Raw genomic sequence first — 15,514 nt, 5'->3', positions numbered from 1 at the left:
ATCCTAACGCAAGCCTGCCCAATCTACCTGCGACGACCCGGCCGAAGTTTGATCCCCGTCAAAGGGCCACGGTCTGCCTCCCTCTACCATGCGTTTGCCAGTACGGCTTTAACTAGGAGGTACACATGAATACCAAATCCGTGATCCCGGTTGGAACCCAGGGTGCCGTCACCCGGCGCGAAACCAACCCGTTCTCACTGCTGCAGCAGGAAATCGACCGGCTGTTCGAGGGCGTTACGCGCAATATTCCCGGCTTCACCACCACGACGATGCCGAGCATGGACATCAGCGAGACCGACAAGGTGATCGAAATTACCGCCGAACTCCCGGGATTGGAGAAGAAGGATGTCGAGCTCAACGTTGCCGACAATCTCCTCACCATCCGCGGCGAGAAGAAGAACGAGCGCGAGGAGAAGAACAAGGACTATCATCTCGTCGAGCGCAGCTATGGCTCGTTTTCGCGTTCGGTTGAACTCCCCACCGGCGTCAAGGTCGAGGACATTTCGGCCGAGATCGCCAACGGCGTGCTGAAGGTCACCGTGCCGAAGCCGGCGCCGAAGCACACCAAGCAGATCGAGATCAAGTCGGCCGCGTGAGCGAAACAGTCGGAGCGCTGCACCAGCCCGCAGCGCTCCGTCGCTCCTTCAGGGCACAAAATAGGAGACCGCCATGCGCGCCCATCAGATCATGACACGTTCCGTGGCTACGGTCGCACCAGACGCCACCATCCTCGAAGCCGCTAACACCATGCTGCGACATCATGTCAGTGGGCTTCCGGTGGTCGATGCGGCCGGCAAGCTGGTCGGCATCGTCTCGGAGGGCGATTTCATTCGCCGCAGCGAAATCGGCACACAGCGCAGGCGCGGCCGCTGGCTCAAATTCCTGCTCGGCGCCGGCGTCACTGCAACCGACTACGTTCATGAACATGGCCGCAAGGTTTCGGAGGTCATGACCACGGATCCGGTCACCGTGGCCGAAGACGCAACGCTCGAACAGATCGTGACGTCGATGGAGACCAACGGCGTTAAGCGGCTACCGGTACTGCGCGGCGACAAACTCGTCGGGATCGTCTCGCGCGCCAATCTGCTGCAAGCGGTTGCAAGTCTCGTCCACGAAATCCCCGATCCGACCGCCGACGACGACCATATTCGCAGCCGCATCATCGCCGCGATCGAGAAGATCGACTGGAGCCCGTTCGGGCTCAATGTCATCGTACGCGACGGCATCGTCCATCTTAGCGGCGTGATCACCGACGAGAGTTCGCGGCAAGCGGCCATGGTAGCTGCAGAAAACGTCGCAGGTGTGAGGAAGGTTCACGACCATCTGTGCTGGGTCGACACCATGTCGGGGATGTATCTGGAGTCCCCCGAAGACGTCGAGATGGCAAAAGCCAGTTAGGCCAGCACCGGCACTTCCAGCACGCGTTATCCGCGCGCGCTCTCGGTCAATGCGCACATGATGTCCTCCCGCGCGATGATCCCGGCCAGCCGCTGTTTGGCATCCAGCACCGGGAGGCTCTTCATCCGATGGTCCACCATCAGCTGCAGGACGCGGGTCAGTTTCGTGGCTGGATCGACATAGATGAACTCCGGCGTCATCACATCCGTCACCATGCGCGACAGCAGGTCATCATTGGCCGGAACCATGCGGCCGGGGTTGAAGGCAAAGCATTTCAGGAAATCGAAGTTGCTCACGACGCCGACGATGTCATGGCCTTCGCGCACCGGGTAGCAGTTGAAATTTCGGCCTCGAACATCTTGTGCAGCTCGCGCATGGTGGTGTCGCGGGTAACCGTCTTCACCTGGCGCGTCATGTATTGCCCGGCGGTCGCTTCGAGAAATCTATGCACGGGGTTCCTCGCCATCGTAAATCGTTAACGGGACAGGAACGCGCAGCGACGCGATTCAGTTGCAAGGTGGCGTGTAACGCCGCTGAGCACCCATTCGCGGAAGCGCGAGTGGCCATAGGCGCCGGCAATCACGGCGCCTGCTCCGACACGGGCAGCGATTTTCTCGATTTGTTCGGTCACGCCGCCGGCCTTTTCCGGAACGACCGTGTTCGCCGCGATGCCATGGCCGCGCAGCCACGCCGCCAGGTCGGCAACATGCGATAGCGCATCCGCGTGATTGCCGTCCTGCTCGGGAATTTCCGCAATCGTGACTTCCTTTGCGGCGGCCAGGATCGGCAACGCATCGAATACGGCCCGCCGCGCTTCCCGCACGTCCTTCCAGGCAATCAGAACGCTTCTCAGGTCGAGCCATTCGACCGCTGATGGCACGACGACGAGCGGCCGTCCCGCCTGCATCAGCAGGTCGCTCGGGTCCGGTGCCGCGCAGGGATCCACCAGCATCTCCTGCCGGGCGCCGATCACGAGGATATCGGCCGCTCTCGTCTGCTGCGCCAGGTAGGGCACCGGCAACGACCGGGCGGAACGCCACTCCACCGCTGTCGCGCGCCTCTCGACCGAAGCGCGAAACTCCGCTTCGAGCTCCGATAGGCGTCTCTGGATAGCGGCCGCCTCCTCATCGAGCAGCTTCTGCGCAAAATCGCCGTCGGCGAAATACATTGGCGGCCTGAGATCCGAAGCCGCAACGCCGATGATGCGCGCCTCGAATCTTTCGGCGATATCCCCGGCCACCCCGAGGCAGGCATCGTTGGGCCGATCCAGCGCCAGACCGACCATGACGGTTTTGTAGTTCATAACCTACTCCACGCCTTGGGACGAAAATGCCGCGGGCCCAGCCCACACAAAGGCATCCTAGACGTCCGCCCCGGTTTGAAGCTGACCTGGATCAATAATCCCTCTCGGCTCTTCCACGCCTGCAATCCAACATTGTGCATGACTTCGGCACAGAAAGATCGGAAAATGGCGCTATATCAATCAGATGCGCGCCTTTAACAATTTCGTCTCGGAGCTATTTCACACGCTCGATCTAATGCGGTATCTGATGAGCAAGAGCTGCCTAGAAGGCGAAAGATGATTGACCCCGACCGCCCGTTTGGAGATCAAGATCTGCTCGACCAGAACGCGCGCAGCGGCGCCGAGGGATCGGGTGTCGGCGCCTGGGATCTGGAGTTGTCGACCGGGAAGTTGAGCTGGTCTACCGCCACCCGGAAGCTCTTTGGTGTCGGACCGGATGCGCCTGTCGACTACGATCTCTTCCTGTCCCTGCTCGATGCGCAGGATCGCGATCGCACGGCAAGAGCCGTGCAACAGTCGATCGCTACGGGATGCAGTTTCGACGTTCAATACCGGGTGCGCCGGCATTCGGATGAAGGTCACTGGGTACGCGCGCTAGGCACGACCATCAATGGTCCTGATGGCGCCCCTGCCCGGCTCAGTGGCATCATGATCGACATCAACCGCGAGAAGCGCCTCGAGGAGACAGTCACGACGCGTGAGAGGCACTTTCGCTCGATCCTGGATACGATCCCGGATGCGATGATCGTGATCGACGAGCACGGAATCATGCAGTTCTTCTCCAATGCCGCCGAACGTCAGTTTGGTTACGCCGAATCCGAGGCGATCGGGAGGAATATCAGCGAGCTGATGCCGGAGCCGGATCGCAGCCGTCATGATGGCTACATCGCCCGCTACCTCAAGACCGGCGAACGGCGCATCATCGGCATCGGCCGCATCGTCACCGGCATGCGCAAGGACGGCACGACATTTCCGATGCACCTCACTATTGGCGAGATGCATTCGGGAGGAAAGCCCTTCTTTACAGGTTTCGTCCGCGATCTCACCGAGCAGCAACAGACCCAGGCACGGCTGCAGGAACTGCAATCCGAACTGGTCCACATCTCGCGTCTAAGCGCGATGGGCGAGATGGCTTCCGCCCTGGCCCACGAACTCAATCAGCCGCTGTCGGCTATCAGCAATTACATGAAGGGTTCGCGCCGCCTGCTGGCTGATAGCACCGATGCCAACGCGCCGAAGATCGAAGCGGCGCTCGATCGCGCCGCCGAGCAGGCGATCCGCGCCGGCGACATCATCAGGCGACTGCGCGACTTCGTCGCCCGCGACGCGTCCGAGAAGCGCGTCGAGAGTCTTTCAAAAATGATCGAGGAGGCCGGCGCGCTCGGGCTCACCGGTGCCCGCGAACAGGGCGTGTTTCTGCGCTTCAACCTCGATCCGACCTGCGATCTCGTGCTAGCCGACAGGGTCCAGATCCAGCAGGTGCTGGTCAACCTGTTCCGCAATGCGCTGGAAGCGATGGCCGTCTCGACGCACCGTGAGCTGATTGCCTCAAACACCAAGGCCGCAGATGATATGATCGAAATTGCCGTTTCCGACACCGGGCCCGGCTTTGCAGGCGATGCGCATGCGAACCTGTTCCAGCCATTTTTCACGACGAAGGAGACCGGCATGGGCGTCGGCCTTTCCATCAGCCGCACCATCATCGAAACCCACGGCGGCCGGATGTGGGCCGAAACCAACAGGTCCGGTGGCGCGACGTTCCGTTTCACGCTGCCCGCGGCACACGCCAAGGATATGACCGATGCCGCAGAGCGCTAAAGTCTATGTCATCGACGACGATCCGGCGATGCGCGACTCGCTGGATTTCCTGCTGGGCTCCGCCGGCTTCAACGTGCGTCTGTTCGATTCCGCGCAAATGTTCCTGAACGAGCTTGCGAACCTGGAGGCCGGCTGCGTGGTCACAGACGTGCGCATGCCGGGCATCGACGGCATGGAGCTGCTGCGTCGGTTGAGTTCGGGCCCGCGAAAGCTTCCGGTCATTATCATGACCGGCCATGGCGATGTGCCCCTCGCCGTAGAAGCGATGAAGCTTGGAGCGCTCGATTTTCTCGAAAAACCGTTCGAGGATGACCGGTTGATCGGCATGATCGAAGCCGCCCTTGCGGAGCGCGAGAGCGGTTCGAAAAGCGAGGCGTTGTCGGCCGACATAGTTGCCCGCGTCGCCAGCCTTACCCAGCGCGAACGCCAGGTGATGCAGGGGTTGGTTACGGGGCAATCGAACAAGGCCATCGCCCGGGAATACGATATCAGCCCGCGCACGGTGGAGGTCTATCGGGCCAACGTGATGACCAAGATGCAGGCCGGTAACCTTTCCGAACTGGTGCGCATTGCTATCCGGGCCGGTGTCGTCGAAGATTGAGCCAAGTCAATTCGGGGACTGGCAAAACGTCTATGTTGTCGGCATGCCCGACACCCGAAACAGCGCCACCAGTGAGGCCGGAGTCGGCCCTCCCTCTCAGAAATCGATGATTTACGTCGTCGATGACGACCACGACGTCCGTAAATCGCTGCGGTTTTTGTTGGAAGCCGAGGGGTTCGACGTACGCACGTTCCGCAGCGGGACCGGGTTGCTTGGCTCTTCAACACGGCACCGCGCGGATTGCCTTGTCGTCGACTACAAGATGGCGGAAATCGATGGTTTGGAACTAGCCCACCGGCTGCGAAGGCTCGGCGTCTCCACGCCAGTCGTTCTGATCACGGGCTATCCGGATGAAAACATCTCGGCCAAAGCGACCTCGGTCGGGGTTCGCCAGGTGGTCTTGAAGCCCAACTTGGAGGATAATCTGGTCGAATGCGTTCGAAACGCGATCAACGTGCGACGCGCCGCGGGCCAACCCTGACCTGGTAGGACTTTACATGCACTCGCCTGAAGAACTAACGGCGGCAGGCTGACACCGTCGCTACACGGAAAGACTTGCAAATGGCTTGGCTGCTTCGTCTCCTCTCGGTCGTTGCCGCAACGATTACCTCTCTGTTCGTCGCGCGCGACGCACTGAATTTTAGCATCATGCAAACCTTGTTGATGATGACGTTGATCATTGGCGCTGCTGCCATCGCCATCGCATGGAAAGCACGACGTCAGCTCTAGTTGAAGCACGCCAACCGCGTTTCTAACTCCTATGCAGTTCTGTGTTTGGAAACGGATCGATCGCCCTTTGAGCCCGTTGAGTGAAGGCCGTCCGGGAGGGACAAAGATGGGAACGACACAAGCGAACGATATGCTGCTGGCCGCGGCGGACCTGGACCTACTGGATCGCTACTGGCGTGCAGCCAACTATCTATCGGTCGGTCAGATCTATCTGCTCGATAATCCGCTGCTGCAGGAACCGCTGCGGCGCGAGCATATCAAGCCGCGCCTGCTGGGACATTGGGGCACGACACCCGGGCTAAATTTTATCTACACTCACCTCAATCGCGCCATCCGGGCGAGGGATCTCAACGTCATTTACGTTTGCGGGCCCGGTCATGGCGGCCCCGGCGTGGTCGCGAACACCTATCTGGAAGGTTCCTATAGCGAAATCTATCCCGACGTCAGTCGGGATACCGATGGTCTGCGACGTCTGTTCCGACAGTTCTCGTTCCCGGGGGGCATCCCCAGTCACGCCGCTCCGGAAACGCCGGGATCGATTCACGAGGGTGGCGAACTCGGTTATGCGCTGGTGCACGCCTATGGTGCGGCTTTCGATAACCCTGACCTGATCGTTGCCTGCGTGATAGGCGACGGCGAGGCCGAAACCGGACCACTCGCGGCCTCATGGCACTCCAACAAGTTCCTGAACCCCATCCATGACGGCGCGGTTCTGCCGATTCTTCATCTTAACGGCTACAAGATCGCCAACCCGACCGTGCTCGGCCGGATGGACGACGAAGAGATCCGTCAGCTCTTCACCGGGTATGGCCACGAACCCCTGTTTGTCGACGGTGAAGAACCTCAGCTAATGCACCGACAGATGGTCCAGGTACTCGATCGGGCCATCGAAAGCATCCATGCGATCCAGAGAGCCGCGCGGGACGGACGCAAGACCAGCGACCGCCCGAAATGGCCGATGATCGTGCTCCGCAGCCCCAAAGGCTGGACCGGCCCCAAGGAAGTCGATGGCCTAAAGGTTGAGGGATTCTGGCGGGCACATCAGGTCCCGATCGCCAATCCGCGCGGAAATCCCAAGCATCTGGAGCTCCTCGATCATTGGATGCGCAGCTATCAGCCCGAAACTCTATTCGATGACACCGGTCGCCTGCTTCCCGAATTACAGGCACTTGCGCCAACCGGCGAGAAGCGAATGGGCGCCAATCCGCATGCCAACGGCGGATTGTTGAAACGCGATCTGACGCTGCCGAACTGTCGCGATTATGCCATTGATGTGCCCCGGCCTGGCGGCGTCAAGGCCGAGGCAACGCGCACGATGGGACGTTTCCTCCGCGACGTCTTCCGCCTGAACGCCGAGGCCCGGAACTTTCGAATCATGGGACCGGATGAAACCGCATCAAACCGCCTCGATGCGGTGTTCGAGGTGACCGAGCGGGTCTGGATGGAGAACATCGAGCGTTACGATGTTCACCTCGCCCAGGATGGTCGGGTGATGGAGGTCTTGAGCGAACACCTCTGTCAGGGTTGGCTCGAAGGATATCTGCTCACCGGCCGGCACGGCCTGTTCTCCTGCTACGAGGCCTTCATCCACATCGTGGATTCCATGTTCAACCAGCATGCCAAATGGTTGAAGGTTTCGCGCAGCCTGCCCTGGCGGCGCCCAATCGCCTCGCTCAACTATCTACTGACCTCACACGTCTGGCAGCAGGACCACAACGGTTTCAGCCACCAGGATCCGGGTTTTGTCGATCTCGTCGCCAACAAGAAGGCCGACATCGTACGCATCTACTTTCCACCTGACGCCAATACCCTGCTCTGGGTTACCGACCATTGTCTGCGGACCTATGACAGGATTAACGTGATTGTGGCTGGCAAACAGGCCTCGCCGCAATGGCTGACCATGCAGCAGGCGGCGACGCATTGCGACGCAGGCATCGGAATCTGGAGATGGGCTGGTAGCGAAACCGAAGGCGCCGAGCCGGATGTCGTGATGGCCTGTGCAGGCGACGTTCCCACGCTAGAAACCTTGGCCGCAGTAGACCTGCTTCGAAGATCTTTGCCTGAGTTGAAAATCCGCGTCGTCAACGTGGTAGATCTGATGACGCTGCAGCCGACGGAACAGCATCCCCACGGCCTTAGTGATCGCGATTTCGACGGCATCTTCACCCGTGATCGGCCGGTGATTTTTGCCTATCACGGCTATCCCTATCTGATTCATCGCCTCACCTATAACCGGACCAACCACGCCGGAATGCACGTCCGCGGTTTTGATGAAGAGGGTACCACGACGACGCCGTTCGACATGGTCGTGCTGAACGAGCTTGACCGGTTTCACCTGGCGATTGAGGTTATCGAACGCGTTCCCGGCCTCGGCGTCGCTGCTGCCCATATCAAGCAGCAGTTTCGCGATGCATTGATCGAACATTCGCACTACGTCCGCGAACACGGCGAAGACATGCCGCAAATTCGCAACTGGGTCTGGCCAAGCAGCCCGGCCGGGCACACCTCGGCCCCAGCCAGCGACTGACGACTGCCTCGCCTATCACGTCAGGATCATGTCCGACGCCGTCCTGATCCTGAAATGCCGGCTCTTCCAGCATCAAATTCGGAATCGCGCGCGCCGGTCGTCTGCAGGGGTTGCATCAAGGCTCTGGGATGGGAGTAAAAATGTCAGGGATCAGCTGAGAATCGGTCCCTAACAACGAAGTTGGAGATGGCGCCTCGGCTCTTCATCGAGCCGAGGCGTGTCCGGAAACTCGCTGGCGCGCTGGGCATCATTGAAAAGGGGCATCTGTTTCGGCAACAGCCTTGCGCGGTAGGGTACTGGCTGTTCTTTCCAGAGCTCGCGTCATCCACTAGCTCAAGCTAGACGAACTCCAGCCTGCTCGGGCTCCCTGCGGAATTTCGTCGAAGTCACGCCGATTGTGCGCCGGCAGCCATGACGCAGGTCAAACCTGCTGCGGTCGCGGCAACGACCTTCTCCTTGACGCCACCAACCGGAAGCACCAAGCGCGCGGCGGGGCGGATCTCGAGGCCCGGGTTGAGTTTCTGATCGCGCATGAATCCCTGACAGTGGAACAATTCGCTTCGTTGCACTCCGCCGGCGCTACCGGCATGGACAGGTGCCGGCTTGAGGAGCAGGTGGCGAGGGTCAAAAGAGGGACGTTGAACTGACGGCGAGGTGGTCATTGACCAGCGTGACTCCCGGAATAGCCTCGGCAATCACGCGGATTGCCTTCCGCTCCTCGCCGGACTTAGCATAACCCCAGAGGTCGACAATTCCGTTGGTCACCGTCACACTCAAATTATGGGTGTGCGCCCAGGAATGTTTTTTCAGTTCGCCGAGCAACTTCTGTCGAATCGTCGAATCGGAAAGGGTCATCTCGATCTTTGGCCGGGCGCTAGCGACTGCCTGGATCAAGTTCGCGCGGCTAACGATGCCGACAAGATTGCCATCCTTGTTGACAATAGGAACGTGCTTGATCCGGCGTTCCTCGAGCAAGGTCGCGATTTCATGTAGCGGCGTTTCCGGAGCCGCCGTTACAACGTCGGAGGTCATGACATCCTGAACCTTCGCGGCGTGCGATTTGACATAATCTGCAGCGAGCGTCGCGTCATCTGTGAGGAAATGTAGCCACCACGAATAGACCCGCTCAGTTCCGGCTTCCGCGCGATGCATCAAATCGCTTTCAGTTACAATGCCGACCACCTTGTCTGCGGTGTCGATCACGGGAACCGCACTTATGCGTTCCTTGAGCAAGACGTTCGCTACTTCTCGAACGGTCGCATGTTCCCCGACGGTAATGACGGGGAAAACCATCACATCGCGCGCTTGCATGACAAGAACTCCTTGTTGGTCTAACAACCTCTATTCTGGGAGTTGCGCTTGATTCTAAATTGATCCCAATCAAGCGGCGCGCACTGGCAGTACGTCGATGAGCCAGCGCAAGGCCGCTTTGTCCACGGCTCCGTTGTGAACTCGCACAGAGGCTCGCCGGCGGTAGATTGTTCTCTGACGTCCATTTCCGTTTCCAAGCAAGCCAAGCGACGTTTGTAGTCGAGCCCGAAATGCTGACCTAGCCCTTGATCTCGATCAAAACTGCGCAGGCAACGATGTGATCACGCTTAATCCAATGGAGGATATGACCAAGTGCGCCAGCGCGCCCGTAGGAAGGTGACCTTGACATCAATAACGTCCGCAGCAACGAAGTAGCCATTGAATGGCCCCCTCGTAGCGGCCATACCATGTACTTTCCTGAGATTGCCCGCGCCGCCTGGTTCGCGCTTTCCCTAGCGCGGGAAAGGTTTCTAGCTAGCCAGCGGCCATTTCTCGATCGCCTGGAAAGGATGTGGAAGATTGCGTCGCGACAGCCCGGTCAGAAAGCATCATCGTGACTGCCGATCGACGCGGCTGGGGCGTTCTGAGACATCGCCGGAGCATCGGCGGAGCGGCGGCGCTATCCAACCCTTGCCCATCTCTCATCTTCCGACGACCGGAACCAAAGCCCGGACATCGCGTCGAACAGGTAAAGGTGGTCGTGGACCAACTTGGCTCCGTCGACATTTTCAGCGCCGTCATATGGCTGCCGACGCCGGAGGGACTTTCGCTCGCCGGCCAGCGGATGCTCGCCGTGCTTGCCTTTGCCGTCATCGTTTGGATGACCGAAGCGCTCGACTATGCCGTCTCCGCCATTGTCATCGCCGGGTTGATGGCATTCCTGCTCGGGTTTTCGCCGAATCCGGCAAATCCCAAAGTGCTGCTGGGCACCAGCGCCGGGCTCGGCCTCGCCTTTAGCGCTTCGCAAATACAGCACTAGCGCTCGTGGCGTCGGCACTGTTCATCGCCGCCGCCATGACCGCGACTGGCCTCGACAAACGCATTGCGCTTACGATTCTCTCACGCGTCGGCGGCAAGGTTCATCATGTCGTGCTGGGCGCAATTCTGGTTGGCTTCGTGATGGCCTTTCTGGTGCCTTCCACTACCGCACGCGTCGCCTGCCTGGTTCCCATCATGCTCGGCATCATTGCTGCGTTCGGCGTCAACAGGAAGGGTGCTTTTGCCGGCATGCTGATGATCGCGACGGCGCCAGCATCTGGAACGTCGGGATCAAGACCGCCGCCGCGCAGAACATGGTCGCGATCGGCTTCATCGAGAAGACTCTACACAACTCCATCACCTGGCTGGAGTGGTTTATCGCCGCGGCGCCATTTGGAATTCTGACGACGACCGCACTCTACTTCGTGATGACCACGATGATGCCTCCCGAGGTGAAAGAGATTCCCGGCGGCCGCGAGCAGATCCACAAGTCTTTGGCCGATTTGGGTCCGATGAAGGCCTCGGAAATGAAGCTGCTGGCTATATCGCTGACCCTGCTTCTGCTCTGGACGACCGAAGGCACCCTTCACAACTTCGACACGTCATCGACCACGCTTGCAGCCGTGGCGCTGATGTTCTTGCCGGGGATCGGCATCATGACCTGGAAGGATGCCCAATCGCGGATCCCGTGGGGCACGATCGTGCTGTTCGGCATCGGTATCAGCGTTGGAACGGCGTTATTACAGACCAAAGGTGCATCCTGGCTCTCGGACCTCGCGGTCGTTCAATTCGGCCTTAAGAATGCGACCGCCTTGTTTATTCTCGGAGCACTCACCTTATTCCTCACGCTAATCCATCTCGGCTTCGCCAGCGCGACTGCGCTCGCTTCCGCAATGATTCCGATCGTCATCGCCGTGCTCCAAAGCGTGGCAACGCCCGGCATCAACATTGTCGGAATGACAATGCTACTTCAGTTCGTGGTCAGTTTCGGCTTCATTCTGGTGGTGAATGCGCCGCAGAATATGGTGGCTTATGGCACGGAGACCTTTGAGGCAAAGGACTTCGTGCGCGCGGGCCTGGTCCTGACTCTGATTGCGCTGGCCTTGGTGATGCTGTTTGACGTCACCTACTGGCGGTGGCGCGGCTACATCTGAGCACGATCTGCGTTGTTGCGAGCGGTCTCCGGCAACCTCTTTGCCGGAGACAATCGAGAACGACCGCCCTCAAGGTCGAGCGTCTGCGTCCACGTCACTGCTGTCCGAGATCGCGTCACGGTGCCAAGTTTGCTGTTGAGGCCGATCAAGGTTCCGTCACGGTGGTCGATCGGATCAATGAGCCATTAGCACCCAGCACGGCGGGTGGCCCAGAACGGTGTATGTCGCTCCACCCATCACGAATTCCCTTAGCCGCGAGTGGCGATAGGCGCCCATTACCAGAAGGTCGATGCTATTGGCTTTGACATAAGCTTCAAAGACCTTTCCAACCGAGCTCCCGTCGATTTTCAGAATCTTGAAACTGGCTTCAACGCCATGTTTGGCCAGGTGGCCTACCAAGGCGTTGCCGGATTCCAGCAGAGATGGAGTGCTTTTTTCGGCCGCTGTCAGGATATGGACAACCTTGGCGCTTTGAAGCAGAGGAAGTGCATCGCCTACTGCCCGCGAAGCCTGTGCGCTGTGGTCCCAGGCAATGGCAACATGGTCGAATGAATTCGACAGCTTGTCGACGGATTTTTCCGAAAACAGCAGTAAGGGCCGACCCGATTCGAACAACAAACTCTCGATCATCTTCTCCTGGCCACCATCGTAGTCCTTGACGGCAATGAGCGAAAGGTCACTGAGTCGCGATCGGCTCACCAGCAGAGCCGCCATATCCTCCGCGGAACACGGTGCGATGGTTCGGGTGTGCCCAACTTTTGAGGATTTCGCGGCGACTTCGAACGCTTCCAGCATCTGCCTGGAATTGAGCAGGCTCTTTTGATGTTCGGGAGCCTCCTCAACCGGAGCACCGCCCCCTGGCACAAAGGCCCTGGTGAACGGACTCGCAGGCGCGGGGACTTCCAGTTCGACGGCGGTCGCCGAAATATCGGCTCCCAGGTAACCAGCTATCGCGACACCCTTTTCAATCGCCGCCACCGTAGTCGGTGTCGGATAACTGGCAAGCGGCAGAAAAATGTCCTTGATTGCCATGGCCCTCTCCCTTTGACGAAAGCTTAGGACCGCGCCCTCGCATGGAGTTGATCTGTGTCAATCTCGAATGCGGATGCCGCTTCAGGCGCGGACGTAATGATTGCCATGACGCAATCCGATGTGATTGATCTATCGCATGGCTTCCCCCTCGCATCGACTTATTGGAAGCACGGCGAGGGAAGCTTGCGGCTGTTGCGGTGCGAAGCAAGCATCCGTGGGGCCCGAATTTCGCGGCTGCTCCAAGAAGCCGATTCTCTTGTTTGCGAGCCGTGAACCGACCTAGCGGCAGGTCCTCTTTTGTACCGCTATTGGGGAACAAGCGGACGTCGAACGCGGCTAATCCAAGTACACGACCTAATCGCCTGCGGCCCTACAATTCGGAGGCAGTTTCCCACGCTGGTTCATCAGCCAAAGCGGGAAGTCGCCGAAATGTCTCGTTCGGGCTCCGAGCAGAATCTACCCTGCGCGCGAGCCGACGATGATGGCCCCAGGATCGGGCTTGATCGATCCAGACGGTTTCGAATATTTGCCGCGATCCTTGCGCGAGGCGCATTATGTGCGGGGCCTGGATTGGGTCATTTATTTGATCTAGCACAATGCGTTCCAGCCGCGATGGAGCGCGTACTTTGGGCTATGTCATGTCAGAAGGAAAAGCTCCGCCACCTCGAATGCGCCGGCATCGCTGTCATCATTTTGAGCATTACAGTGGTCCTGTGCATGATCTCGGCGGCGTTCTGAGCTTGCGCGCTAACTTTGTTTGCTCATGGCTCGATGCCGGCTCGCGTGCTTGGCAGACCTAGGTGCCAGCAATGATCATAATGACCAATATCTCAATTGCCGCCCTCGCCCTCGCTGGCTGGCCGCTATCACCCCCTGTTGCTGTTGACGAAAGGATACCTTCAGGGTCATACGTGTTCGCGCTCACACATGATATCGAGGGCTGCCTCAAGCCACTCGCCATTGACCCAAAAATCGCTCAATGTCGCATCATACAAAAGGGCACGCGCGTCGATCCGAAAGAGCGCAGCCCTACAAACTTCATCTTGACCTGTGTTGAAGACGGACGTGAGCCGCGATGTCTCTACATCCCGGCCGAAATTTTAGGTGCCGCGCAGCCAAAACGCATGACCCCCGTCAATGATCGCCGCTAATCTGTCGGGGCGGCATTCGTGTGAATTTGCTCCGCGGCGGCATTGACCCTCGTCATGGTTTCGGTCAGCTCCGCATAGACCTCATCGTCGATCGTCACCACGCCGAAATTGGAATTTTCGCCGTCAAAGCGCCCTTCAGCCGGCTGGTCGGCATGTTCGAACCAGTGATAGCCAACGACCGCCGGCTTCTTCAGCGCTGCCGTGACGTAACGTTCGAAACACTGGGCGCGCTCCAGCTGGCTTTCCACCCGCGGTCCGGCACCACGGCTATTGGGCAGGCCGGAATCGTCACCGCGAAAGGAAAATTCGGAAATCAGGCACGGCTTATCACCTGCTGAATACGCATCGATAACTGACCCTGGGTCGAAGTCATAGTGATTGAATGAGATCACATCGAGGTAGCGGCCGGCTGCGGCAATTACGTTAGGATGCGGCTGGTAGCCGAACCGTGAACCTATCACAAGATGATTGGGGTCGGCAGCCTTGATGGCCGCGACGCATAACTCGAAATATGCCTCGGCGACAACCGCAGCAAAGGCATCACAGTCCGCGAAAAATGCCGCGCGCGCGGGATTGGCGAGGTTAGCTTGGGTCTCTAGCGCGTCGATCAGACCGCCGGGCGGCATTCTGAAGAACGGCGCCTCCGCACGTCCGACCGTGCCGAACTCCTCCCATGATCGCGCCGGCGTGCGCCATACTGCGTTGAATTGGGAAAACTCCCGATAGCGTTCCTCTAATCTTATGATGGCCGCGACGCGCCCAGGGCGGTGGGCCGGCAAGTTCAGAAACAGAGTCAGAAGCTCGTCAGCCCCGCGCCAATCCGGCGACCAGTACAGCTCGTTGTCGATAAACCAGCCGATCAATTCAGGCTCGTTGCGCCGCTTAGTGCAATGATTTTCTGCGCTTAAGCGGATGTGCCACGAAAACGCGGGATCAAATACATCCGGAAAGATCTCGTCACGCCGGTGTAACCGGAAAGAGGCACCAACTGCAGCTATAGGAGCGGTCGCAAGCAGCGACGATCCTGCACTGGCGACAAGTTCATCAGACCAGCAGCCGAGCGTGTTAAATCGCCAGTGGGCCAGTCGGTCCGCTGCCGCTGCGCGCCAGACGTGCGGCGTACCATATTTCGCCCGGCACGCGTCGGCGTAGGGTACGCGATTGGTATTTCCGACGTGGTCCTGATCGAAGCGAACCGTGTTGACGCCCTTGGAAATGAAGCGACCGCCATCGGGGTCGACAAGCCAGAATACGCCGTTACGCTCGGCCACACGAAAGAACCCGCTCGAGCGGAAGCAGTCGTCGGCGATTCCGCCCCATTTGGTTCTTTGCAAGCGGAGACTCCAGTGCCAGACCAACAAGGTATTATCTATCGCATTGGTCCCGCCAGGACTTCTTGACATAGCTCAAGAGTTACCTTCATCGACCTGACTATTGATGTTGCAATGAGTAATTCGCCTGGACGGAAGCGCTGCGTATCAACTCCAGCCGGGAGTATAACCGAGAACCAAT

General features: G+C 59.2%; 15 protein-coding genes and 2 pseudogenes. 11 read left to right on the top strand and 6 right to left on the bottom strand.

Annotation, left to right across the window (positions count from 1 at the left end):
- Nucleotides 1-125 precede the first annotated feature (125 nt).
- Nucleotides 126-596 (top strand): Hsp20/alpha crystallin family protein, encoded by a 471-nt coding sequence (locus ACH79_RS26010; RefSeq protein WP_161853503.1) that lies wholly within the window; start codon nucleotides 126-128, stop codon nucleotides 594-596.
- 73 nt (nucleotides 597-669) lie between these two features.
- Nucleotides 670-1,398, top strand: coding sequence for a CBS domain-containing protein (locus tag ACH79_RS26005; RefSeq protein ID WP_161853502.1), 729 nt, complete (start codon nucleotides 670-672; stop codon nucleotides 1,396-1,398).
- 26 nt (nucleotides 1,399-1,424) lie between these two features.
- Here the strand turns inward: ACH79_RS26005 and ACH79_RS26000 are convergent.
- Both ACH79_RS26000 and ACH79_RS25995 read right to left on the bottom strand, forming a co-directional pair.
- Nucleotides 1,425-1,849 (bottom strand): annotated as a pseudogene (locus tag ACH79_RS26000) (HPP family protein).
- A 24-nt stretch (nucleotides 1,850-1,873) separates the two neighbouring features.
- Nucleotides 1,874-2,701, bottom strand: a complete 828-nt coding sequence (locus tag ACH79_RS25995; protein ID WP_161853501.1) for a universal stress protein — start codon at nucleotides 2,699-2,701, stop codon at nucleotides 1,874-1,876.
- A gap of 276 nt (nucleotides 2,702-2,977) precedes the next feature.
- Between ACH79_RS25995 and fixL the strand changes: the two genes are divergently transcribed.
- The 5 genes from fixL (at nucleotide 2,978) to ACH79_RS25975 (ending at nucleotide 8,376) form a co-directional block, all read left to right on the top strand.
- Nucleotides 2,978-4,519: a sensor protein FixL gene (fixL, locus tag ACH79_RS25990; protein ID WP_161853500.1), complete on the top strand. Its 1,542-nt coding sequence runs from the start codon at nucleotides 2,978-2,980 to the stop codon at nucleotides 4,517-4,519.
- A complete protein-coding gene (gene fixJ / locus ACH79_RS25985; RefSeq protein WP_161853499.1) occupies nucleotides 4,503-5,120 on the top strand; it encodes a response regulator FixJ in 618 nt (205 codons plus the stop codon). Before fixL ends, fixJ begins: the two co-directional genes overlap by 17 nt.
- Nucleotides 5,104-5,601, top strand: coding sequence for a response regulator transcription factor (locus ACH79_RS25980; protein WP_371419280.1), 498 nt, complete (start codon nucleotides 5,104-5,106; stop codon nucleotides 5,599-5,601). The genes fixJ and ACH79_RS25980 overlap by 17 nt, the downstream gene beginning before the upstream one ends.
- An 80-nt stretch (nucleotides 5,602-5,681) precedes the next feature.
- Nucleotides 5,682-5,849 (top strand): hypothetical protein, encoded by a 168-nt coding sequence (locus ACH79_RS43145; protein ID WP_202639038.1) that lies wholly within the window; start codon nucleotides 5,682-5,684, stop codon nucleotides 5,847-5,849.
- 106 nt (nucleotides 5,850-5,955) lie between these two features.
- Nucleotides 5,956-8,376 carry a phosphoketolase gene (locus tag ACH79_RS25975; RefSeq protein ID WP_161853498.1) on the top strand — a complete coding sequence of 807 codons (2,421 nt, stop codon included), beginning with the start codon at nucleotides 5,956-5,958 and terminating at the stop codon, nucleotides 8,374-8,376.
- A gap of 358 nt (nucleotides 8,377-8,734) precedes the next feature.
- On the opposite strand, the pseudogene ACH79_RS43140 reads toward ACH79_RS25975, so the two are convergent.
- Together ACH79_RS43140 and ACH79_RS25970 are read right to left on the bottom strand one after the other, a co-directional pair.
- A pseudogene (locus ACH79_RS43140) lies at nucleotides 8,735-8,858 on the bottom strand (S16 family serine protease); the annotation flags it as partial.
- A gap of 142 nt (nucleotides 8,859-9,000) precedes the next feature.
- Nucleotides 9,001-9,687, bottom strand: coding sequence for a CBS domain-containing protein (locus ACH79_RS25970; protein ID WP_161853497.1), 687 nt, complete (start codon nucleotides 9,685-9,687; stop codon nucleotides 9,001-9,003).
- A 700-nt stretch (nucleotides 9,688-10,387) separates the two neighbouring features.
- On the opposite strand from ACH79_RS25970, the gene ACH79_RS44845 reads away from it, so the two are divergent.
- The 3 genes from ACH79_RS44845 to ACH79_RS44835 are packed head-to-tail and all read left to right on the top strand — an operon-like array spanning nucleotide 10,388 to nucleotide 11,819.
- Complete coding sequence (locus ACH79_RS44845; RefSeq protein ID WP_202639037.1) at nucleotides 10,388-10,666, top strand: anion permease; 279 nt, start codon at nucleotides 10,388-10,390, stop codon at nucleotides 10,664-10,666.
- Nucleotides 10,667-10,701: 35 nt separating this feature from the next.
- Entirely contained in the window at nucleotides 10,702-11,070 is a 369-nt protein-coding gene (locus tag ACH79_RS44840) for an anion permease (RefSeq protein WP_256380333.1), read from the top strand.
- On the top strand, nucleotides 10,980-11,819 hold the full coding sequence (locus ACH79_RS44835) for an SLC13 family permease (RefSeq protein WP_202639035.1): 840 nt from the start codon (nucleotides 10,980-10,982) through the stop codon (nucleotides 11,817-11,819). The genes ACH79_RS44840 and ACH79_RS44835 overlap by 91 nt, the downstream gene beginning before the upstream one ends.
- 174 nt (nucleotides 11,820-11,993) lie before the next feature.
- Here ACH79_RS44835 and ACH79_RS25960 read toward each other — a convergent pair whose 3' ends face one another.
- Nucleotides 11,994-12,851, bottom strand: coding sequence for a universal stress protein (locus ACH79_RS25960; protein ID WP_161853496.1), 858 nt, complete (start codon nucleotides 12,849-12,851; stop codon nucleotides 11,994-11,996).
- An 818-nt stretch (nucleotides 12,852-13,669) separates the two neighbouring features.
- Between ACH79_RS25960 and ACH79_RS25955 the strand changes: the two genes are divergently transcribed.
- Nucleotides 13,670-14,002, top strand: a complete 333-nt coding sequence (locus ACH79_RS25955; RefSeq protein ID WP_161853495.1) for a hypothetical protein — start codon at nucleotides 13,670-13,672, stop codon at nucleotides 14,000-14,002.
- Here ACH79_RS25955 and ACH79_RS25950 read toward each other — a convergent pair.
- Nucleotides 13,999-15,336: an agarase gene (locus ACH79_RS25950; RefSeq protein WP_161853494.1), complete on the bottom strand. Its 1,338-nt coding sequence runs from the start codon at nucleotides 15,334-15,336 to the stop codon at nucleotides 13,999-14,001. The genes ACH79_RS25955 and ACH79_RS25950 overlap by 4 nt on opposite strands.
- Nucleotides 15,337-15,514 lie beyond the last annotated feature (178 nt).

Origin of the sequence: Bradyrhizobium sp. CCBAU 051011, assembly GCF_009930815.1 — a bacterium.
Classification (GTDB): domain Bacteria; phylum Pseudomonadota; class Alphaproteobacteria; order Rhizobiales; family Xanthobacteraceae; genus Bradyrhizobium.
Note: the sequence above shows the minus strand (reverse complement) of the source record. Positions and strands in the feature narration are given on the sequence as shown.

Excerpts from the sequence above, each read along its gene's own strand:
- ACH79_RS25995 (WP_161853501.1), bottom strand. The coding sequence starts at position 2,701 with ATGAACTACAAAACCGTCATGGTCGGTCTGGCGCTGGATCGGCCCAAC.
- fixL (WP_161853500.1), top strand. The coding sequence starts at position 2,978 with ATGATTGACCCCGACCGCCCGTTTGGAGATCAAGATCTGCTCGACCAG.
- ACH79_RS43145 (WP_202639038.1), top strand. The coding sequence starts at position 5,682 with ATGGCTTGGCTGCTTCGTCTCCTCTCGGTCGTTGCCGCAACGATTACC.
- ACH79_RS25955 (WP_161853495.1), top strand. The coding sequence starts at position 13,670 with ATGACCAATATCTCAATTGCCGCCCTCGCCCTCGCTGGCTGGCCGCTA.
- ACH79_RS26005 (WP_161853502.1), top strand. The coding sequence starts at position 670 with ATGCGCGCCCATCAGATCATGACACGTTCCGTGGCTACGGTCGCACCA.
- ACH79_RS26010 (WP_161853503.1), top strand. The coding sequence starts at position 126 with ATGAATACCAAATCCGTGATCCCGGTTGGAACCCAGGGTGCCGTCACC.
- ACH79_RS44840 (WP_256380333.1), top strand. The coding sequence starts at position 10,702 with ATGACCGCGACTGGCCTCGACAAACGCATTGCGCTTACGATTCTCTCA.
- ACH79_RS25960 (WP_161853496.1), bottom strand. The coding sequence starts at position 12,851 with ATGGCAATCAAGGACATTTTTCTGCCGCTTGCCAGTTATCCGACACCG.
- ACH79_RS25970 (WP_161853497.1), bottom strand. The coding sequence starts at position 9,687 with ATGCAAGCGCGCGATGTGATGGTTTTCCCCGTCATTACCGTCGGGGAA.
- ACH79_RS25975 (WP_161853498.1), top strand. The coding sequence starts at position 5,956 with ATGGGAACGACACAAGCGAACGATATGCTGCTGGCCGCGGCGGACCTG.
- fixJ (WP_161853499.1), top strand. The coding sequence starts at position 4,503 with ATGCCGCAGAGCGCTAAAGTCTATGTCATCGACGACGATCCGGCGATG.
- ACH79_RS44835 (WP_202639035.1), top strand. The coding sequence starts at position 10,980 with ATGGTCGCGATCGGCTTCATCGAGAAGACTCTACACAACTCCATCACC.